General features: G+C 60.2%; 17 protein-coding genes. 13 read left to right on the forward strand and 4 right to left on the reverse strand.

The genetic code is table 11. The features are described 5' to 3' along the window. The first annotated feature begins 125 nt into the window (after positions 1-125). The 6 genes from VGL22_RS01940 (at position 126) to mtgA (ending at position 7,802) form a co-directional block, all read left to right on the forward strand. Positions 126-392, forward strand: a complete 267-nt coding sequence (locus VGL22_RS01940; RefSeq protein ID WP_465265187.1) for a hypothetical protein — start codon at positions 126-128, stop codon at positions 390-392. After that, a complete protein-coding gene (locus VGL22_RS01945; RefSeq protein ID WP_465265188.1) occupies positions 389-838 on the forward strand; it encodes a hypothetical protein in 450 nt (149 codons plus the stop codon). The genes VGL22_RS01940 and VGL22_RS01945 overlap by 4 nt, the downstream gene beginning before the upstream one ends. Before the next feature lie 43 nt (positions 839-881). After that, on the forward strand, positions 882-4,937 hold the full coding sequence (locus tag VGL22_RS01950; protein ID WP_465265189.1) for an eCIS core domain-containing protein: 4,056 nt from the start codon (positions 882-884) through the stop codon (positions 4,935-4,937). A 10-nt stretch (positions 4,938-4,947) separates the two neighbouring features. Continuing rightward, on the forward strand, positions 4,948-5,445 hold the full coding sequence (locus VGL22_RS01955; protein WP_465265190.1) for an ankyrin repeat domain-containing protein: 498 nt from the start codon (positions 4,948-4,950) through the stop codon (positions 5,443-5,445). Between the two features lie 116 nt (positions 5,446-5,561). Next, the gene (locus VGL22_RS01960; RefSeq protein ID WP_465265191.1) at positions 5,562-7,061 is read left to right on the forward strand and encodes a glycosyltransferase family 25 protein; all 1,500 of its coding nucleotides are present in this window, start codon (positions 5,562-5,564) and stop codon (positions 7,059-7,061) included. Positions 7,062-7,094: 33 nt separating this feature from the next. Further along, the gene (gene mtgA / locus VGL22_RS01965) at positions 7,095-7,802 is read left to right on the forward strand and encodes a monofunctional biosynthetic peptidoglycan transglycosylase (RefSeq protein ID WP_465265192.1); all 708 of its coding nucleotides are present in this window, start codon (positions 7,095-7,097) and stop codon (positions 7,800-7,802) included. Positions 7,803-8,227: 425 nt separating this feature from the next. On the opposite strand, the gene VGL22_RS01970 is transcribed toward mtgA, so the two are convergent. Beyond that, positions 8,228-9,547 carry a paraquat-inducible protein A gene (locus tag VGL22_RS01970; protein ID WP_465265193.1) on the reverse strand — a complete coding sequence of 440 codons (1,320 nt, stop codon included), beginning with the start codon at positions 9,545-9,547 and terminating at the stop codon, positions 8,228-8,230. A 152-nt stretch (positions 9,548-9,699) separates the two neighbouring features. Next, entirely contained in the window at positions 9,700-10,347 is a 648-nt protein-coding gene (locus VGL22_RS01975; RefSeq protein WP_465265194.1) for a hypothetical protein, read from the reverse strand. 510 nt (positions 10,348-10,857) lie between these two features. Between VGL22_RS01975 and VGL22_RS01980 the strand changes: the two genes are divergently transcribed. Together VGL22_RS01980 and greB are read left to right on the forward strand one after the other, a co-directional pair. Then, positions 10,858-11,325, forward strand: coding sequence for a septal ring lytic transglycosylase RlpA family protein (locus VGL22_RS01980; RefSeq protein ID WP_465265195.1), 468 nt, complete (start codon positions 10,858-10,860; stop codon positions 11,323-11,325). A gap of 316 nt (positions 11,326-11,641) precedes the next feature. Next, positions 11,642-12,211, forward strand: a complete 570-nt coding sequence (gene greB / locus VGL22_RS01985; RefSeq protein ID WP_465265196.1) for a transcription elongation factor GreB — start codon at positions 11,642-11,644, stop codon at positions 12,209-12,211. Between the two features lie 110 nt (positions 12,212-12,321). Here greB and VGL22_RS01990 read toward each other — a convergent pair whose 3' ends face one another. Beyond that, positions 12,322-14,304: a phospholipid carrier-dependent glycosyltransferase gene (locus VGL22_RS01990; RefSeq protein WP_465265197.1), complete on the reverse strand. Its 1,983-nt coding sequence runs from the start codon at positions 14,302-14,304 to the stop codon at positions 12,322-12,324. A gap of 287 nt (positions 14,305-14,591) precedes the next feature. On the opposite strand from VGL22_RS01990, the gene VGL22_RS01995 reads away from it, so the two are divergent. The 3 genes from VGL22_RS01995 (at position 14,592) to VGL22_RS02005 (ending at position 16,863) form a co-directional block, all read left to right on the forward strand. Next, positions 14,592-15,140, forward strand: coding sequence for a MarR family winged helix-turn-helix transcriptional regulator (locus VGL22_RS01995; protein WP_465265198.1), 549 nt, complete (start codon positions 14,592-14,594; stop codon positions 15,138-15,140). Between the two features lie 41 nt (positions 15,141-15,181). After that, positions 15,182-15,598 carry a DUF1398 domain-containing protein gene (locus tag VGL22_RS02000; protein ID WP_465265199.1) on the forward strand — a complete coding sequence of 139 codons (417 nt, stop codon included), beginning with the start codon at positions 15,182-15,184 and terminating at the stop codon, positions 15,596-15,598. 254 nt (positions 15,599-15,852) lie between these two features. Further along, on the forward strand, positions 15,853-16,863 hold the full coding sequence (locus VGL22_RS02005; RefSeq protein ID WP_465265200.1) for a Gfo/Idh/MocA family protein: 1,011 nt from the start codon (positions 15,853-15,855) through the stop codon (positions 16,861-16,863). 188 nt (positions 16,864-17,051) lie between these two features. Here VGL22_RS02005 and VGL22_RS02010 read toward each other — a convergent pair whose 3' ends face one another. Beyond that, positions 17,052-17,522 carry a DUF2127 domain-containing protein gene (locus VGL22_RS02010; protein ID WP_465265201.1) on the reverse strand — a complete coding sequence of 157 codons (471 nt, stop codon included), beginning with the start codon at positions 17,520-17,522 and terminating at the stop codon, positions 17,052-17,054. 254 nt (positions 17,523-17,776) lie between these two features. Between VGL22_RS02010 and VGL22_RS02015 the strand changes: the two genes are divergently transcribed. Continuing rightward, positions 17,777-19,387: an AMP-binding protein gene (locus tag VGL22_RS02015; RefSeq protein ID WP_465265202.1), complete on the forward strand. Its 1,611-nt coding sequence runs from the start codon at positions 17,777-17,779 to the stop codon at positions 19,385-19,387. A gap of 42 nt (positions 19,388-19,429) precedes the next feature. Then, entirely contained in the window at positions 19,430-20,281 is an 852-nt protein-coding gene (locus VGL22_RS02020; RefSeq protein ID WP_465265203.1) for a carbon-nitrogen hydrolase family protein, read from the forward strand. Positions 20,282-20,332 lie beyond the last annotated feature (51 nt).

Raw genomic sequence — 20,332 nt, forward strand, 5'->3', positions numbered from 1 at the left:
CGCCGTGCTGGCCCAGGTCCAGAGCCGCCCCATCGAGTACCAGGACATCCACATCGGCCTCATGGACGAATACCGCAAGCTAGGCCGCCAAACCCCGCCCGACCTGGCGCGGAGCTGACTCGTTCATGGCCTCCCTCACCCTCCTCGGGAGAAGAAAGTGGGCTGCGTCCCAGTCGCGTCGCGAGTCGCAGGATGAAGCACAGAAGCCCTCCGCCACCGCCGCGCTTGCCTGCGCAGCCGGTAAAGGCTGGCGCGGCGACGTCATCAACGTCTTCAATGACCCTGGGCCCGGCATCATCACCCCAACCTTCTGGGAAATGTACATGAACAACTCCGAATGGGTCGTAGACATCTTCGTCAATCGCCTTGTCGCTGAAGTCAGCAGGGAATGAGGCGAGCCGGCGTCGCGGCGTTACTCGGCGCCGCCATCGTGCTTTCCATCGCAGCCTGCGTGGGTTTCCATATGCACTCTCTGGGATCGCTTGGCCAGTCCGAAGATTTTCCCTCGCAAGCCGACATTCAAAGGCTCGCAGGCCTTCCTGTTCCCCGGGATGCCCTGAACGTGCGCGCCCGCATTGACCTCGTCATCACCAAGCGCACTCTCTATCTCCGCTTCTCGCTCTCGCCTGAAGACACTCAAGCCTTTCTGGACGGATTGCAAGCGGATTCCCTGACGTCCACATCCATTTCGCGTGACCTCCTCTCATCCGAACGCCCGCGGTGGTTCGCCCCGGAAACCGCCACGCGCTATCGCGCGGCCGAGCTACCGCGGCGCGCCATCCTGGTGGATGAAACCGACCCCGCCCTCTACACCGTGTACCTCAAAGCCCGCGGATAAGAAAATCACACAAGACACTCCGCACTGAGGAATCGACGAAGACATGGCAGCCTCCGCAATCGCCGAGCCCAAGGCCAAAAAAAAGGCCGAAGTGTCTCCCGAGCCGCTGTCCCCTCTCTCGGAGCTCTGCGCCGCAGCCACACCCGGCGCCCCCGCCGGCATGCCCTTATATCTCGGGTCAAACCTGCAGCGCAAACTTGCCCTCGGCTCTGTAGACGACCCCCTGGAAACCGAAGCGGATCGCATGGCCGAGCAGGTCATGCAACCCACTGCTGCTCCATCGGTCCAGAACTTCTCACCGCTGCAGGGTTCGCCTGGTCGCCAGTCGGCCCTCAGGCGCAAGTGCGCGTGCGGAGGCAAGGCATTTGGAGAATGTGAAGAATGTAAGGAGCGAGAAGAAGAACTCGCGGGCAGTCCTCTGGTTCGTCGCCGGGCCAGTCCCGGCATGCAGACCGGCGGCCGGAGTCCCGGAGAAGCCCCGCCCATCGTCCATCAGGCTCTCCGCCGTCCCGGCCGCCCCCTTGATCCCTCCGTGCGCTCCTTCATGGAGAGAGGCGTCGGGCGCGACCTTAGCCAGGTCCGCGTCCACACTGACTCTCTTGCTGGCCAGTCCGCGGCGGCGGTGAACGCCTTGGCGTACACCACTGGAAATGATGTAGTGTTCGCCGCAGGGAAATATGCGCCTGGCTCCCTGGACGGCGGGCGATTGTTAGCACACGAACTCGCGCACGTGCTGCAGCAGCGCGATGCCCAGAACGGCGTGGTACGTCGGCAACCCAAGTCCGACCAGGGCAGCGCAGTTGTGGATGGAAACCCCGAGCCGAAGATTGAAGATGTCTTCGCCGCCAAGCAATATGACATGAAGTCCAAAGAGGGAGCGCTGGCGTACGCTCAGGATTGGCACACACAGTACCTGCGCAACTACCAGCCGTACATGACGGCCGCCTACGACCAGGCGCCCGGCGACGTTGGCATTAGCTTCGCCAGGCAGCAGGTAGCCGGCAGAGCGTTCTTCATCTACACCGAGTTCTACTGGCCGCAGATTCAGAAGCTCGCGGAAACAGTGTCGCCCTTCACGTTGTTTCACGTAATCAATGATGACGTAAACGCAACCGACGAAGAAGCTCAAGACGAAGAGCAGTCCGCTAAACGCATCAACCCACGAGACTATCGCACCCTCTTCCCCGAAACCGCCGCACGCGAATACGATCGGGAGGCAAAGAACGCGCGTGCAGAGGCAATCAAGGAAACAGAGTCCGTTGAGGGATTGAAAGTCGCCGCCGCCGCGAGGCGCGACAAATCAACCTTCGTCTTGTTTGGCGACGCCGAATATCGCCCGCGCTTCTACGCTGAGCTTCTTGAAGAGGAGGCGGCGCGCATCCGCAAGGGCCAATGGTCGGTCCTGCCATTCTCCGACAAAAAACTCTTTTTCTGGATTGATGCGGACACAAAAGGGGAGAGTGTAGCCGCCTCGGAGTATGACGCCTACATCGAACGGGCCGACAATCCAGACAAAGCCTGGAGCGAGGCACTCGGCAATAAACAACAGTGGGCTGGCGACCTCGACAAGGAAAACAAGACAGACAAAGACCTGTCAGGCACAGAAAAGGACCTTGTACAACTCACCATTGTGTCCAGTTCCATGCGCAACAAAGCAGGCAGGGACGTACTTCAGCCGGAAGTTATCGACGCCTGGAACACAGCCGATCGGGCGATGATCTCCGTTGCGCCCGCGGTAGCGAAGGATGAGTTGTCCGACGACCTGAAGGAGAAAACCAGGCTGCCGGTGGAACTCTTCTTCGAGACGTTTTGGGACCGGGTAGTGGCTCCGGATGGGCCGGTGAGGGACGAAGACCTCGACAGCTTGATCCTCGACGCCAGGTCAGACCTGTCCCACGCGACGAACAAGGACGGATGGAAGGTTGTCTTCGCCGATTACAACGACGTCGTAGATGCAATGGACAACTACATCGCCGGCGAACTCAGGAAAAAAGGCCGGGATGCCGAGGCCCAGCAACTCCAGGTCATGGGCGGCCGTGTTCACGCATTGACTGATCTGCTTCAGGAACACCGCAATGCAACCAAAGTCCGGGCCGTCTACTATCCCGAAGACAAGCTGGAGAACGCCGGAACTCCCGGTCTGCCCGATTTTGCCGCCGAAGGCATACAGCTCTTCTTCTACATGTACCGTGACGATGGGAAATGGAACCTCGTCGATGTGACGACCCCACAGCAGGTAAAGGTCACCAGCGGTTCCGGAGGCAACGCGGATACGCCCGATATGGGCATCTTCCAGGACCTGAATTCGAAGCTGCGCTTCCCCAAAGGGCGCATCTACTTTTCTCTCCCCGATGGAACCAACTGGGTGCAGGCTTGTACCGAACCCCGGCGCCTATCGGAATTTCTCACCTGGATTGGCCTCGGAGTCGCAGCCGTGGGGTTGGCCATTGTTACCGCGGGAGCCTCCATTCCCGCGGAACTACTCATCCTTGGCGCCGCAGTGGGCGTCGGCGCGGGAGTTGCCGACCTGATCGAGAAAAAGAGCGCCGGCGTGCTCACGCGCAAAGACATAGCCGTCGATGGATTGCAGATCGCCGCCAGTCTCCTCACTGCCGGTTCCGCGAAACTCGGGCAGGTGGTGATTTCCGAAGCTGCCGCAGCCGGAATCAGTGTGGCGGAAGTCGGCACCCTGGCCGGGAAACTGCTGATCCCCGTAACTCTGGCGGCTGCGGGAGCAGATGTCGCCAGCTTCGCCGTCCTTGCAGCAGACTCCATTGAAGCCCTCCGGAACATTGACAGCCTGCCGGGCACCGATGAAGACAGAAAGATGGCCAAGCTCCGCATCCTCGCCCAGTTGATCGGGATGGGAGCCCTCACGTTCTTCGGCGTCAAAAGCAATCTCAAGGGATTGGCGGCTGGGGAAAACATCAAAATCGATGCGGAGCCGGGCGGCCAGCTCTCGGCTTCCGCACTATCGAAAGACGCGGAGTTGCTGAAGCTGGGGAGCGCCGCCGCGGATGAAGCCGCTGCCGTCGAAAACACAGGAACTAAAGGCTTGGAGGCCGGGGCGTCCTCAATGGATGAGGCCGCTCTCAAAAAATCTAACCTCGGCGATGCAGACTTACACGGGCCGGACGAGGGCCATAAAATCTTCACCAACTCCAGGGGAGCCTTCCGGTGCTCCGAACCGAAGTGCCCCAATATCCTGGTCCTGTTCAGCGACGTGCTCGAGAACCAGCCCGCTCTGCGAGAAGAAATCATCGCTGCGCGGAAGCTTGGACAGGCAGGAGCGGAGCAGATTGCGCGGCTCACTGAACGCATGCGGGCCATTCGCGGCATCGCGTCCATGAGCGACGCAGAACTGGAGCGTGCCATACAATCCACGGCCAAGCTGGATGCTCCCGGCGGGACGCTCTTCGGCGACGACTTGCGTTTTGCTAAGTATCGTCGTGGCGGTGGAGTGATCGAGTCTTTCGACAGATGGCAAAGCGCCAACCGTTCGGGAAGTGGCAGCACGATCTCCAATCTCGCGGAGCAAGCCGCACTCGCACTGCAACAGGAGAAGGCGTTGCCCGCGATTATCCAGAAGCTCCGCGAACAGCGTATCCCCGGAAAGCGAACCATCAATACGGATGCTCTGAAGCCCGACGAACGGGAGGTCCTGGAGCAAATCTTCGCTAAAGACAAGCGAGAGATAGAAGGACTCACGCTCGCGGAGGTGCAAGCCGCCCGCGGCCGCTCTGGAGCAGAAGCCAATCTGCTCGCCCGGCAACTGACCCAGGCCGAAGATGCTCTGGCGGAAAGTTACAACCTGAGACGTCCCAGCTTGAGGAAAGATACAAAGCAGACAATTCAGAATGCGACCAGGAAGACCCCTGACGGCAGATACATCGACCCCGACGGCGTGGTCCGGCAGCCCCCTTATCAGTACGGCCACATCTATGGGCGGGAAAATCGTCGTCTCATTGTGGAGGCCGGCGAGCATGGTATGAGTCAGGCAGAATTCAACGATTGGGTCAACAGCCACCCCGAGTGGTTCGAAATGCAGAGCGAAGAATACAACTTGAGCCACATTGGAGAAAGACCCGGTAACAACTGAAAGGAGGCAGATGCCCAGTTTCAACCAGATCCTCGGCGCCGTCTATCGGAAGGACCACGCTTTACTCAACCATCTCACGAAGGCCGAGGTGAATCTGAGCGATGGCGATGGCCGCAACCCACTGATGCACGCCATCCTTGCTGACGGTGCCGACCCTTCCGTCATCCGCCTGCTGCTCGAGCTTGGGACTGATGTTCAGGCTGCCGATCGCGGACAGCTCTGGACCGCGCTGCATTTTGCCTCAAGAGACGGAAATCTCGAAATCGTCCGTACGCTGCTGGATGCAGGTGCGGAGATAGACCCGGTCAATATCTTCGGAAACACACCCCTCTTTGAAAACATCCGGGGCCAGAAGACAAATGCTGCGGTGATCGAAGAGCTTCTGAGACATGGCGCCAACCCGCGTAAAGCAAACAACAATGGAATTTCCCCGCTCGGCTTGGCGCGCACCATCGGACGTCAAGACCTCGTCTCTCTTTTGGAGGGAAATGGCACTTCCAGGATGTGATTTAATTCCACACATTGGCTGTTCCCTGCCCAGGTGACCTGCTGTTGCAGATCGAGATCCTCTGAAACATCAGCGCCGTAGGACCACTCAACCTGATACGGAGAAGGCTTCCCTCCATGTCGACTCACCGCGATGGCGAATCCCGCAAAGCCCTCTGCATCGGCATGGCCACCTACGACGACTACGACGGCGTCTACTTCACCGTGCAGGCCCTCCGCCTCTTTCACCCTGAGATCACCGACGAATCCGAAATCATCGTCGTCGACAATCACCCCAACGGACCCTGCGCAGCCGATCTGAAAGCCCTCGGCAACTGGGTTAAAAACTATCGCTACATCCCCTTCGATCGCATCCAGGGCACCGCCGTGCGCGACGTGATCTTCCGCGAAGCCAACGCCGACTTCGTGCTCTGCGTCGATTGCCACGTCCTGTTCGCTCCCGGCTCCCTCCGCCAACTCCTCGACTACTTCAGCGCTCACCCTGACACGCGCGATCTCCTGCAGGGCCCGCTCGTCTACGACGACCTCACCTCCTTCTCCACGCACATGGACCTCACCTGGTCCACCGGCATGTACGGCGTCTGGGGCAGCGACGCCCGCGCCGCCGACTCCGCCGCGCCCCCGTTCGAGATCAACATGCAGGGTCTCGGCGCCTTCGCCTGCCGCAAGTCCGCGTGGCTCGGCCTCAATCCCCGCCTGCGCGGCTTCGGAGGAGAAGAAGGCTACCTCCAGGAGAAGTTCCGGCGCGCTGGCGGCCGCACCCTCTGCCTGCCGTTCCTTCGCTGGATTCATCGCTTCGGCCGCCCCCTGGGCGTCCCCTACCAGAACACCTGGGAAGACCGCATTCGCAATTACATGATCATCGCCGACGAATTAGGCCATGACCCCGCTCCCGTCCTGCAGCACTTTCGCACCCACCTCGGCAGCGACAATGCCAATCGCATCATCGCCGATGTGAACGCAGAACTGCAAAACCCTTTCCACTTCTTTGACGCGATCTATTGCCTCAATCTCCCTGAAGAAACCGCCCGCTGGCGCGACGCCTCGGCCCGCTTCTCGCAGCTGGGCATCGCCTCCAGAATCCGGCGCTTCGACGCCATCCGTTCTCAACCCAATCATCACGTGGGCTGCGCGCTCTCGCACCGCGCCATCCTCGCTGAAGCCCGCGCGCAGGGACTCGAAAACGTGCTCGTCTTTGAAGACGACGTGCTGTTCACCTCCGATGCCATCGCCGGCCTGCAAACTGCCCTCCATGAGGTCCGCGGCCTCGATTGGACAATGCTTTACCTGGGCGCCTGCCGCTGGCGCCAGGACTTTCCCCCTCTCCCCAATTGCCGCCGCCTCGCCCCGGCCGGCGCCGTCACCTGCACCCATGCCGTTGCCTACCACAAATCCATCTACGACCGCATCCTGACCGACGCCCCCGCCGACCCCGCTTCCATGGCAGCCTGGCTCCAGATCCACCACGGCATCGATCAGTACTTCGCCTTCACCCTTACTGACCGGAAGTATCTGCTGACACCCGTCATCGCCACCCAGCCCAACATCCTGCCCATGGAAAGCCCCGAGGTCCAGAATCTGCTGATGGAGAGTACCGCCACACCCCTCACCGCCTGAACCGCAACCCGGCGCGCCGCTATCATTTGAACTGTGATCCCGCGCAACTTCTCACGCTTCAAGACTTCATGGCGCAGACCCTCCCTTCGCTCCCTCGCTCTGGGTCTCCTCCTTGCTGTCGCGTCCGCGTGGCTCCTCCTCGTGCTCCTGCTCGTTGCCCTCCGCTGGATCGATCCACCCACCACCGCCGTGCACCTGCAGCGCCACCTGCAAGCCGCATTCCGCGGCACGCCCTATCGCGAACGCTACCGCTTCCTTCCGCTTGCGCAAATCGCGCCCAGCCTTCAGCACGCCGTGGTCGCCGCGGAAGACGGGCGCTTCTATCAGCATCACGGCTTCGACTGGCAGCAGATGCAAATCGCCGCCGATGACGCCATGGAAGGCGGCCGCACCCGCGGAGCCTCCACCATCACGCAGCAGCTCGTCAAAAATCTCTTCTTTGGAACCGGCCGCTCCGTCCTCCGCAAAGGCGCGGAGTTCACCCTCGTGCCCATTGCCGAGCTGGTGCTCGGCAAGCAGCGCATCCTCGAGCTCTATCTCAACATTGTCGAGTGGGGCCCTGCCGTCTATGGCGCGGATGCCGCCTGTCATCTCTGGTACGGAATTCCCGCGCGCAGCATCGATTCGCAGCGCGCGGCCCGCCTCGCCGCCATCCTGCCCGCGCCGCTCAAGCGCCATCCCGAGCGCATGAACAACTACAGCGCTCTCATCCTCACGCGCATGCGCCAGATGGGCTGGTAATCCTCACACCCCGGCTCCCCGCCCCGTTGGCGTGAGGTCCAAATCGGTCCGCTCACTTGTGACCGCCGGCACAGCCTCACTAACTTCCTCCAGCGCATAATCGATTGCTCGAACCCATGGGTGTGCTTTGTCCAATTCGCTCCTCAGCTCAACACCCGCGCTCGTCGTCGCACGGTGTTAACCAGAAAACTAATAGGGTTTCACCCCCATTCGCTGCAAGTTCCGCACCGCATAGTAAGAGACAAAGTTCTTATTTTAAACCGTTTGACTTCAGTTTATCTGTTACATGGCTTTTCGCCCTGAACCCGAATGAATTGCGAAAGTCCGGCGAAGAAATGCCCCGGCGCAACAGCCGTAAAACGCAAGATTGTTTATCGAATAGTAAATAGTCCCGGGGCAGCCTGCGCAAGACCTGCGGAGGTTTTCTAGTTCGCCTCCGTCGCGGCCCTCGAACCAATCCCCCGCTCCAGCTTCTTCGAAAGCACGATGCTCGACAAGCAAAACCCCAGGAACAGATAAAACCCCGGCAGAATCCTCGACGCATTCGTCGGAATCGTCACCTGCTGAATATTCGGCATCTCCCGCAAGCCGTCCCACGCGCTCCCGATCACGCCGTTGAATGCCACAAACGACATGAAGATCGCCAGCACCATCACGTCGGCCATCGACCACTTCGAAAGCTCGAACGCCAACACCTTCACCACCCGGCTGCTGCGCAGCAGCGCCGGCCGGATCACGCACGCTCCCAGCGCCAGCATCTTCAGCAACGGAAAAATTACGCTGAACAAAATCACCAGCACGCCCACCAGCGTCATCTCCGGCCGCCCCATCTCGATCAACGTTCTGCAAACCTCCAGAACCGTCTTGCTGCGGTAGTATAGCGACTGCTCCTGAAACTCCACCCGCGTGCCCAGCAGCGTCGCATCCAGTTTCGAAATCCGTACCTCGACCTCCAGCATCGGGCTCAGCACGCCGCCCGCCAGCAGCGCAATGCAGAACAGCATCAGCACCACGACGTCGCCCCGCGAGAGCTTTGCCTTTCCCACCATCAGCACCAGAAACCCCAGCGCCGCCGAGCCGAGCACCGTGAGATAAAAGCCCTTCAGCTCGCGGTCCGACTCTTCAATCCTCTTTCCAAGACTCTCCTCGCACCATGCGCCGCTCGAGCATCCGTTTCGCTTGAGGATCGAGTTATACGTGGTCATGTCCGTCGCACTGAATGTGTTCTTCACTGCATCCGCCAGCACGCTGCGAATCGAATCCTTGAAGCTCTTCTGCACATCGGGCTTGGTCAACTGCGCCATCACCACGCTGGTGTACTCCGGCACGTGCGGGCGCAGCCCCGCAACAATCATGTTCACCAGCATCGGGTTCGCGCCGCCCGGCTTGCCCGGCGTCTTCGACGCCGGAGCCGTCATCTGCGTCTTGATGTTGTCCAGCAGCGTATACAGGGATCGCTCCACCATCGGCCGCAGATTCTTGCTCTGCCCCTTGAGATCGAGCTTGTCCACCTGCGCATCCAGCATCGGGCCTATGATCTCGCGCCACCGATCGGCGCTCAGAATCCCGTAGCGCGCGTGCGTAATCTCCGCCAGGTCGGTACGCATCCCGCGGCGCGCGGCCAGCCCATCCATCGTCTTCCAGCTGAACCACACAGCCGGAAAAAGCAGAATGATGCCCACCGCCAGGCGGAGATAAGACCAGCGCGAACTGCCGGTCACAGAAGGGTTCGGTGCTGTACTCACGTGCTCCACGATCGTACCCACGAGTATAGAACCGGCTCCCACCGTAACTCGACGCGCAGCGCCGATGTCCTCTTGCCTCAAAGAGCAAAAGGAGTCGCCCTCAACGCCTTCAAAGAGGTGCTCGAGCGCTGAAACGGATGCGTAGAGCCGCGCTAGTTCATCATCGGCAGGCAGTGCGCACAGGCGGCGGGTTGGGCCGCGGCACAGATCGGGCAGCCCGCCGACTCTGAGAACTTGAATTCCAGGGGCTTGGTCTCGTGAGCCATAAGTTCCGCGATGCGCTGTTCCCTGAACTGCCACTGGGCGGGCAAGGTCTCCACAAAGTGGCGTCCGCTGCCGTCCTGAACTTCGTATTGCTCGTAGAGCGCCGGGTCTCCGAGCTGCTCCACCGCGGCGTGCAGCTTGGCCGCAATCTCTTCGGCCTTAGCCAGGTACAAACGCGGCATGCACTTGAGGTCGGGCGTCTCGAACTGCACCAGGCAGAAGGTCACCTGCTGGCCCTGCGTCTCAAGCCAGCCATCGATAGCGCGATGGTAGTCGGCGCGGGTCAGGCTCTCGGTCGTGTGGCCCACAAATGGATCGACCAGGTTCCAGAATCCGCGGAAGCTCCCGCACACCGTCACCGTCATCGCTCCGCTGGCGTTCGCCACCCCCAGATCGCAGACGTCCCGCGCCCGGAGTCCCTGCTCCAGCACGTCAAAACCGTACATTGCGAACTGCGTTGCGACGATGTTCTCGGCAGCTGCTGAAAGTTGCCGCGACGAAGGCTTCTTCTGAGGAGTAGGAGTCAATATACGCATATCGTTTCCTTTGGGGAGAAGGGCAACGAACGTCAGTTGGCTTGTAAGCCGGCTGAAACTTGCAATCGTCCGAACCCGGATTCGCTTTCGGATAGGTCGTTTATAGGCCCGATCTGTGACGGAGTATGTGAGACAAATCACTTCATTTCCATCCCCCGTCCGGGGAAGGCGCCTGAATCGTCGGTGTAAGCCCCCGTGTTACTGCCCGCACCCTGTCCGGCCGCGCGCGGCGAGGAGCGGCTTTTAAGGCGCCCAATCGCCACTCGATACGCGAAATACGCGGCGGCCCGGGATCTCGCGTAAGTGACACAAATCACGGCGCCTTAGATCGGCAGAATCGACCCATCCGTCAGCCCCGAATGCAAGTCCGAGCATTAAAAAGGTCACATTTGAGAACCAAAAGCGTAAAATGGCAGGATGGAAATTCGACGAAGGTCAGGCGCAAGTTGCCTGATTACTCCGCTCCGAATTTGGCTGTTAGCTGGTCTGACATCTCTTGTACTAGCCGTGGTGATCATCACCCTGGCCACTCGAACCGTACAAGCCGATGTCCGGGTTCCCCAGCTGATCGCTGCTGTGCCACCTTCGGTTCCGGCTACTCCCAATGCTGCGCCGGACTCGCTGACTCCTCAGGGAACTGCCGTTACCCGGCGCAAAGGCCTTCTGAAAGGCCTGGCAAGCTGGTATGGCGGGATATTTCATGGCCAGAAAACGGCCAATGGCGAAACGTTCGATGAAAATGCCATGACAGCATGTCATCCAACGCTGCCTTTCGGATCCCTGGTGAGGGTGGTGAATACAACGAACGGGCGCTCGGTGATTGTTCGCATTACCGATCGCGGTGAACTGGCGAAGGGACGCATCATCGACCTTTCCAAGGCCGCCGCCGAGAAGCTCGCGATGACCCGATCGGGACTCGCTCCAGTGGTGCTGGACGTGCTCTCCCGGGGGGACAAACCGAACGAAGGGAAACACTAAACCAGAGAGAACAAACGCGAAAGCACAACGGCCGGCTCATCTCCTGAGTCGGCCGTTGTGCTTTCGCCACGACAGGGCTAAGACCAGTGCCAGGGCCTGTGAGCAGTGCGCGGCCTCGCGGCGCCGGGAGGAGTCCGTCCAGGCCCGCCATTGCCGTCACAACAGGCAGGATTCACGAGCGGTCGGGAAAGCGTGAAAAAATCAGATGGGGCGGCAGATGAAATTCCCTTGAACGTGGATGACATACGGTGCTTCGGATATCCGTCATCCGCCCATTTTGGGGCACCCACACTGGATTCGTGCCGGAGAACGACAAATGCAGAAAGGCTTTACCAGAAGACCACGACCGGACGAGCCCGCGGCGCAAGTCAAGAACTACATAACGCCCAGCGGCTTGCAGCGCCTCAAAGAGGAGCACCAGTTTCTGCTCACCAAGGACCGCCCCGCCGTGGCGGAGGTGGTGGCGTGGGCGGCCGGCAATGGCGATCGCAGTGAAAACGCCGACTACCAGTACGGCAAGCGGCGACTACGGCAAATTGATGGGCGGATTCGCTTCCTCAGCAAACGCATCGAAGCCGCGGAAGTGGTGGATCCCGAGGCTCCGAGATCGGGGCAGAGGGAGGCGAAGGCATATTTCGGAGCGACGGTCCGCTATGCCAACGCCGCGGGAGAGGAACGAGTGGTGAGCATCGTAGGCACCGACGAGGTTGATCTCACCCGCAACCACATCAGTTGGGTGTCACCTCTGGGTCGCGCGCTGATGAAGTCGGCTGAGGGTGATACGGTGGTTCTCCACGCACCCGGCGGCACAGAAGAGCTCACGGTGCTGGAAGTGTTCTACCAGAGGATTGCTGTCGAGCCGTTCCGCGAGCCACCTGGATCGTAGCGCTCGGCCAAAGTGACTCCGAAGCCCGGCAGAAAAACTGAAGGAAGCGAGAGCGCAGAGTTCCTCAACATACGTAAATAAAAACTTAACGGCTGACGTTATGACGGATGTCATTGATGCAGCTTCCGCTCTAAATCCGGCACAAACAGCGGCTGGGCGTCGGCCTCCAGTCGATGCGCCGCCGCCAGCGCCAATTCATAGGTGGCCTGTGCACTATTGCTGTCGCCTAATGCCGTCTGGGCATCTCCCAGGGCCATCTGCGCCAGCAAATTCTGCGGCTGCAAAGAGACGGCCTTCTTTGCCGCAACCAAAGCCTCTGCGGGCCTGTTCTCTCTCAGCAGGACTGTCGACTTCTCGACTGCACCCAACGCCGCCGCTTCAGGCACATGGAAATCGCCATGGTACACAAACACACCGTGATCGATCTGCTCCGCCATCGGCATCCACCGAAATCGCTCGAAGATATTCAACTGGTCGCTGGGCCAGTCACAGGCCTCCAGATCGTCTGCGCTTAACAGGAGGTAGCCGTGGATGGTTTCTGGCACCTCGACCGGCAGGATCTCGTATGCGGTATGGGCCGTGGGCAACGGGTGGCAGGGAATGCCGTAGGCTTGCGGACGAAGAACCGGATAAGCGGAATAGGCGAACCAGCACTCTTCGCCAGGATGGGCGTCAACCCATTGCTTCACGTGTGGCAGTTGCTGCGCCCAATCCACACTGGAATCGCTCAGGTATTTGTGTGTGTTGGCCGCTCCTCCCCAAGCTTCGTTGGCGTACGCCATCTCCGCCGGAAATACAGCCAGGGCAGAAACGACATGACACGCCACCAATCCTCCGCCGATCCAGATCCAGCGTCGGCTATGCTGCGCGAGCGCTGTGAGACCCGAGGCTGCCAGTAACGCGGCCAGCGGATACAGGAACAGAACATGACGAGTGCCGATATTCATACCGCTGAGGATCGCCGCCGCCAGATAGATAGCTCCAGGCACCACCAGGTACGCTAATTCTCTTCTCTGCCTGAGCCGTCCGCTGAACAAAGCAATACCGGACAAAACCACCAGACCGATCAAGCCCAGAGAGGTCTTGATGGACAGCGCGACGGGAAAGTACCACCAAACGCCGTGAGCATAGTCGTGCCCCAGCAGGAAGATGGGATACTGCTGCGCTGCATAGTGGATGTCAGTCATGCCGATCAGCCAGGATTCCGGAAGCAAACGCCAGTCGGCGAGATGTCCTATGACCCAGCTGTTCATCCCCTTGAGCGGTGCAGCATATTCGCTCAGCGTCGGGTTCATCACCAGCCCTGCCGGTCTGGCCGCATAACGAAAACCGTAGAAAGCCCAGAGCACCACAACCGCGAGAAGCACGATGGCGGCCAGTCCCCCTAACAGCGTCCCAGTCATCCGCCTGCGCTGTCCCCGCTCAGTACAGGCGATCTCTACCAGCGTCAATCCAAGCAGCATAGGAGCCAGTAAAATCCCGCTGTGCTTGGCCGACAGCGTGAGTCCCGCGGCCAAGCCGGTCAGCAACAGACGAATCACAGATGGCTGCCTCGCGCAGCGGTAGAAACAATAGATTGTGGCCAGCAAGAAGCAAGCGACTCCCATATCGGTCGTGACCAGATCACTGTTGGCCAGCACGTTGGGCTCGAAGACGACCAACAGCAAAGCGAGCAATCCAGCCGACTCGCCAAAGAACTCGCTCCCCATCAGAAAGACCGTCACCGAGAGGCCCACCGCAAAGACACCCGCTGCCAGGCGCATGCGGAAGAGCAGGGCGTGCTCTGGGCCATCATTGCGTTCCATAAAATTACGGCCATCCAGGTACGCTTCTGCCTTGAACATTCGCTGCTTCAGCGGAGGCACCCAAAGCCTCTCCTGCAGCAGAGGCAGTGTCGCCACCAGCTTCACCAGCGGCGGATGCTCGGGATTCAGACCGTAGTCGCCGCTATGCCACATCATGTAGCCGGCGAAAATATGGTCGCCCTCATCGAAGGTGAGCGACTCGCCATGAACGATGATCGCAACCAGAATCATCTGCAAAATGATCAGTCCGCCTGCAATACACCAGACGGGCATCTTCAATCTATTCATCCACCCTCCACCCACGCATTTACGGGTGTAATCAGTAGCTGATCAAAACGTCATGCGCAATCATTCGCGCCTCCATTAATAAGGAGTTGTTCCACGAAGGACTTTTTTTTGGACGGTTTCCTGCGCACCGGGCCGCGTAGCGTGCCGGCCGTCGACATTCCCCTGGCTTGATTGTCGCGCACGATTGAAGAAACAAAAGCGCGCTTCACTTCACCGATTCTCACTCTGGACGAATGATAAATCGCCAAGTCGTAAACCGACCTGCAGCTGGGCGACCCTCCCGCTGGATGAGCGATAAGGCCACTGAAGGCACCAATTCAGCAAACATGTTGACCTTAGTTTCCATGGAAAGCATAATGACTTCCATGGAACCTGAATCCAGGTGGCCCCCCATCGCCGAGCTTGAAAGCCACCTGGGGTATTGGCTTCGTCGAGTTTCGAATTCTGTCTCAGGGGAATTTGCTCAATCGCTCCAGACGAAGCAAACATCCGTCGCCGAGTGGGTCCTGCTGCGTCATCTCTGGGACGTGACTCAGTCTACGCCGGGAGAGATGGCCAACGCACTACGGATGACCCGGGGCGCGGTCTCGAAGATCATCGACAAACTCGAGTCGAAGGGCTGGGTCAGGAGCCGGAGTAACCCCGAAGACAATCGAGGTCAACTGCTCTCGTTGACCGGTGCGGGGCGCCGCGTTGTTCCTGAACTGGCGGACATTGCCGATCATAACGATCGGAAGTTCTTCTCATGTCTCCATTCGGAGGAGAGAACTGCCCTCCATCGGCTGCTCGGCAAGCTCGCAGCACATCATCGAATGCAAGATGTTCCCCTGGAATGAACGCATCGATATCCATTCACATCATCACAAAGGAAGATCTTATGAGCACCGCAATCGACAATCTGAACGCCGCAATGAAGAGAGCAGCAGCTATCCGGCCGAAGGTGGGCGGATTTCCTTACCTCGCCGAGAGCCTTCGAAAGGCCGGGGTTACTCGCAACATTTGGTCTCTTCCAGCCTGTCAGAGCTTGTTCCTGACCGAGTACGGGCCGGTCATGATGCAGGGTACACCTCTCGTATCGGGAACTGCGGACGTACCGGCCTTTCATCGGGAAGCCCTGATTCGAGCCCTTCGAGTTGATCAAGCCGGTGAAAGCACGTTTCCAGAGTTCCTGGAGGCTAGCTGGCGCGCAGGAGTTATACGCTACGACGTAGATTTTGTTACTCGCAAGATTACGTACCAGGGCTCGAATGACGAGGAGTACATCGAAGCATATCCGTCGGTCGACCTTGATTAGGCGGCGGCAACACATTAGGCAATTGCACTCGCGAATTCTCAATCAGCCGTTTTTGCGAGCGCATCATGGCCAAATCGTTTATCGAGGTCGGATCGAATCGCGCTCAAGATACAACAACCGAACCGATTAAGGAGGCGAGATCTGAGTTGTTGGGCCACGTTCTGTGTGTAGCCAAAGGCATCCAGGTCGGAACCATGGCTTTGAACGGGCAGCGTAGCTCCCCGCATCGCTCCGCGAACCGATATGATGTCGGCATGACGAGGAAAGTGCGCTGGGGAGTTTTGAGCACCGCCGCAATCGGCGTGAAGAAAGTCATCCCGGGGATGCAACGGGGGCAGTACTCGGAGGTCGCGGCGATCGCCTCGCGCGATCTTGCCAAGGCCAAAGCGGCCGCCGGCGAACTCGGGATCGAGAAAGCCTACGGCTCCTACGAGGAGCTGCTCGCCGACCCCGAAATCGACGCCATCTACAATCCCCTGCCCAACCAGCTTCACGTCCCCTGGACCGCCAAGGCCGCCGAGGCCGGCAAGCACGTCCTCTGCGAGAAGCCGCTAAGCATGACGGTGGTGGAAGCCGAGTCGCTGCTCCAGGTGCGCAAGCGCACCGGGGTCAAGATCGGTGAAGCCTTCATGATCCGCAGCTTCACCCAGTGGCTGCGCCTGCAAGAGCTGCTGCGCGAGGGCCGCATCGGCGAGCTGCGCGCCGTCAGCGCCTTCTTCAGCTACTTCAACGTGGACCCGACGAACATTCGGAATAAGGTCGAAACCGGCGGCGGCGCTCTTTACGACATCGGCTGCTACTGCATTCAATCGGCGCGGACCGGCTTCGGCACTCAACCCACACGCGTTGCCGGGCTCATCGAGCGCGACCCTGCGCTGGGCACGGACCGCCTCACCTCCGCGCTCATGGAATTCCCCGCCGGTCACGCCACCTTCACCTGCAGCACGCAAACCATTCCCTACCAGCGCGTGCACTTCGTCGGCACCAAAGGCCGCATCGAAATCGAAATCCCCTTCAACGCACCCAAAGACCGCCCCACCCGCCTCTTCATCGATGAGACCGGCGACATCTTCGGCGGCGGGATTGTGACCGAGGAGTTCCCCACAGCGGATCAGTACACCATGCAGGGCGATGCGTTCTCGAAGGCGATTCTCGAAGGCGGAGAGGTGCCGGTGCCGCTCGAAGAGGGGATCGCCAACATGGCTGTGATTGAGGCGATCTTCCGGGCGGCCGAAGCGGGCGGGTGGGTTGACGTAAGCGCATGATGTGCAGTCGCGTGACGGACGAACGAATCGGGTCCTCAGTTCCAGGAGGCGCGGTTTGCCTTTTTGCCTGCCTTCGAGACATTCTCGATGGGGAGACGAAGCCTTCGGTCGCGGCTATGGTCGTGGCGGCAGTATTTCCCATCAGGTAGTCTGAAACACGCCCCGAATCACTGCGCCCACACTCTGCATCAGGGGCGGCGGCTTTTTCTTCTTTCCATCAAGATCCGCGCCAGCAGGTAGACCACGACGGCGATATTGATCAGCAGGATGACGATGCGCAGCGCGGTGGTGCGATGCGCGATCTCGTACACCTCGATGGGCAGTAGCGAACTGGTGATGATCACCGTGAACCACTCGGCCCAGTGCTTCAGCATCCAAAGGCCAATGCCCTCGGTGGCGAACAGCCCCGCATAGATGAAGCTTACGATTCCGAGATCCTTGATCTTTTCGGGAGGCAGCGCCGTCGCTCGTCCAATGGCCTCGCCCACCCATCGCCCGCCCGGATCGAAACCCACCATCGCCACCCAATGTTGCAGCGTGGCAGCCACATCCTTGTGCAACAGCCTTAGGATGCCGATGCCGGTGGCGACCAGTACGGCCGTCTTCAGCAGCTTGAACACGGCCACGGTTCGAAGGATCGTGCTATGCGAGAGCTGCATGTGTTCCCGTCATTCCCCGATCGAATGTGATGACCGTCATGGCCTGTATAGGCTGCGCCAGGCCTGCAAGGTCTTACGTTGAGATGCGGCGTCGCGTGGTTGCGGTCTGTCGCGTTGAACCGACTTTCAACCGGCGCCCATTCCAATTCTTTGCCTTGTGGGCTGGATCACAGGAAAGCAGTTGCCGCGGCACTTAGACTGAGCATTTAATGTTGCTGACCAACTTTATGCCTGCCCAAACGGAAATTTCAGGATTGAGTTACGCGCGTGGCCCGGCGCGGCCGCTGCTTGAACTCACCATTGGCGACCTGCTGAGACGCACGGCAGACCGCCATCCCGACCGACTGGCCGTAGCCTCGCGGCACCAGGGAAAACGCCTGACCTGGGCAGAGCTGAGCGATGCCGCGGACCGCGTGGCGCGCGGGTTGTGGGCCTTGGGTATCCGCAGGGGCGACCGCGTCGGACTCTGGTCGACCAACTGCATCGAGTGGATCATGATGCACATGGGCTGTGCGCGCGCCGGCGCCGCCCTCGTCAATGTGAATCCCGCTTACCGCTCCCATGAGCTCGCATACACGCTTACCCGGTCGCGCATGAAGGCGCTGTTCTTGTGGCAAAAAGACAAGCGCGCCGATTACAGGGAGATACTGGAACGGGCGCGGCACGCGCTCGACATCGAATTGCGCCACACCATCTTCTTCGACGGCCCGGATTGGCTTCCCTTACTCGATGCGGAGGGCAGCCTGCCGGATCACGTCGCCGTCGACGATGTCGCCAACGTCCAGTACACCAGCGGCACCACGGGAAATCCCAAAGGCGTGATGCTGACGCATCACAATGTGGTCAACAACGGGCAGTTCCTGGCGCAGGGCTTCCATTACACCGAGAGCGACAGCATTGTGGTGCCTGTGCCCCTGTTTCACTGCTACGGCTGCGTCATCGGAACCATGAGCGCGGTGAACTCGGGCGCCGCCCTGATACTGCCCAACTGGACGTTCGATGCCCGAGCCGTGCTTGAGGCGGTGCACCAGGAGCGCGCCACCAGCGTGTACGGTGTGCCGGCCATGTATGTGGCGGAGTTTGCTCTGCCGGATTTCGAGAGCTTCGACCTGTCCAGTCTGCGCACGGGGATGATGAGCGGAGCGCCTTGTCCCATCGAGCTGATGAAGCGCGTACTGAAGGAGATGCACATCGGGGAACTGGTGATCGCCTACGGGCAGACCGAGACCTCACCCGTGGTGACGATGAGCGATGCCGGCGATTCGCTCGAGATCCGCGTAAACACGGTGGGACGCGCCATGCCGCAGACGGAGATCAAGGTGATGTCTGCCGAGACCGGCGAGACGCTCAGCCGCGGCCAGCAGGGCGAGATCTGCGTGCGCGGATACGCGCTGATGAAGGGCTACGACGGCGATCCCGAGGGAACCGCAACCGTGATCCAGCCGGATGGGTGGCTGCGCACAGGAGACCTGGGCGTGATGCGCGAAGATGGTCCTCTGCGCATCACAGGCCGCTCGCGGGACGTGATCATCCGCGGTGGCGAGAACATCTATCCGCGCGAGGTTGAGGAGTTCCTGTACACCCATCCCCGCGTCGCCGAGGTGCAGGTGATCGGTATCCCGCACGCGCGGTTGGGCGAGATCGTGGTGGCGTGGATCCGGCTGCGCCCCGGTCTGCAGGCTACGGAAGAAGAGATTCGCGTCTGGTGCCAGGGACAGATTGCCTATTACAAGATTCCCGAGCACATCCGGTTTGTGGATCAGTTCCCCGCGACCCTGTCAGGGAAGATCCAGAAGTACAAGATGCGCGAGTTTGAGATCGAAGCGCGCAACTTGGAGGACGTAGCCAGAACCGCCACTGCGTGAGCCCGCCATACGGGGCCGGCTCTGGTTTATAGTTCAGTCTCGATGAAGAATCTGAGCCGCGTAGTCATTCTGTTCCTGGCGTGGGCCGGCATGGCTATCGCCTCTGCCGGGGCCTCGCCGCAGCGCAATGTGCGCCTCGCAATCTGCGAGATACTGGCAATCGACAGTGATCGCGAGGGGAACTTCCGGCGCATCGAATACGCACTGGACGACGCCGAGGCGAAGCACGCCGACATTGCCATCTTTCCCGAGTCCTCGATTCTCGGCTGGGAAAATCCCGACGCCCATCGCATCGCCGAGCCGATTCCCGGCAAGGACAGCAACCGCATCGCGGCGCTGGCGCAGAAACATCACCTGATGATTGCCATCGGCCTCGACGAGAAAGACGGCGACAAGCTCTACGACTCGGCCATCCTCGTCGACAAGACCGGCAAGCTCCTCTGGAAGCATCGCAAAATCAACGTACTCCCGGAGTTGATGACCCCACCGTACTCGCAAGGGAAGCGGGAAGACATAGGCATAGTGGATACGGAGTTCGGGCGCATCGCCGTGCTCATCTGTGCGGACACCTTCAGCGACGCGTTTGTAAATCGCATGAAGGAGCTGAAGCCCGATCTCATGCTGGTTCCCTACGGCTGGGCCGCGCCCAACGATCAGTGGCCGCAGCACTCCAAGGTGCTCGAAGACCTGGTCAAGCGCCGCGCCGCCATGGTGCGCTGTCCCATGGCAGGCGTTGACCTGGTGGGGGAAATGACCCACGGCCCCTGGGCCGGGCAGACCTACGGAGGCTCCAGCTTTGTAGCCGATGGCACCGGAAAAATCCTGCTCACCCTGAAAGATCGCGACACGGATCTTCAGGTGATCGATGTACCGGCCGGTTCTCTTCTCAAGTGATTGCCGTATCGCCCATTCGCCATTGAGACACCTGCAATTGGCTGCGCAAAC

The organism is Occallatibacter sp., from assembly GCF_036502485.1.
Taxonomy (GTDB): domain Bacteria; phylum Acidobacteriota; class Terriglobia; order Terriglobales; family Acidobacteriaceae; genus Telmatobacter.

Excerpts from the sequence above, each read along its gene's own strand:
- VGL22_RS01940 (WP_465265187.1), top strand. The coding sequence starts at position 126 with ATGGCCTCCCTCACCCTCCTCGGGAGAAGAAAGTGGGCTGCGTCCCAG.
- VGL22_RS01945 (WP_465265188.1), top strand. The coding sequence starts at position 389 with ATGAGGCGAGCCGGCGTCGCGGCGTTACTCGGCGCCGCCATCGTGCTT.
- VGL22_RS01950 (WP_465265189.1), top strand. The coding sequence starts at position 882 with ATGGCAGCCTCCGCAATCGCCGAGCCCAAGGCCAAAAAAAAGGCCGAA.
- VGL22_RS01955 (WP_465265190.1), top strand. The coding sequence starts at position 4,948 with ATGCCCAGTTTCAACCAGATCCTCGGCGCCGTCTATCGGAAGGACCAC.
- VGL22_RS01960 (WP_465265191.1), top strand. The coding sequence starts at position 5,562 with ATGTCGACTCACCGCGATGGCGAATCCCGCAAAGCCCTCTGCATCGGC.
- VGL22_RS01975 (WP_465265194.1), bottom strand. The coding sequence starts at position 10,347 with ATGCGTATATTGACTCCTACTCCTCAGAAGAAGCCTTCGTCGCGGCAA.
- greB (WP_465265196.1), top strand. The coding sequence starts at position 11,642 with ATGCAGAAAGGCTTTACCAGAAGACCACGACCGGACGAGCCCGCGGCG.
- VGL22_RS01990 (WP_465265197.1), bottom strand. The coding sequence starts at position 14,304 with ATGAATAGATTGAAGATGCCCGTCTGGTGTATTGCAGGCGGACTGATC.
- VGL22_RS01995 (WP_465265198.1), top strand. The coding sequence starts at position 14,592 with ATGAGCGATAAGGCCACTGAAGGCACCAATTCAGCAAACATGTTGACC.
- VGL22_RS02000 (WP_465265199.1), top strand. The coding sequence starts at position 15,182 with ATGAGCACCGCAATCGACAATCTGAACGCCGCAATGAAGAGAGCAGCA.
- VGL22_RS02005 (WP_465265200.1), top strand. The coding sequence starts at position 15,853 with ATGACGAGGAAAGTGCGCTGGGGAGTTTTGAGCACCGCCGCAATCGGC.
- VGL22_RS02010 (WP_465265201.1), bottom strand. The coding sequence starts at position 17,522 with ATGCAGCTCTCGCATAGCACGATCCTTCGAACCGTGGCCGTGTTCAAG.
- VGL22_RS02020 (WP_465265203.1), top strand. The coding sequence starts at position 19,430 with ATGAAGAATCTGAGCCGCGTAGTCATTCTGTTCCTGGCGTGGGCCGGC.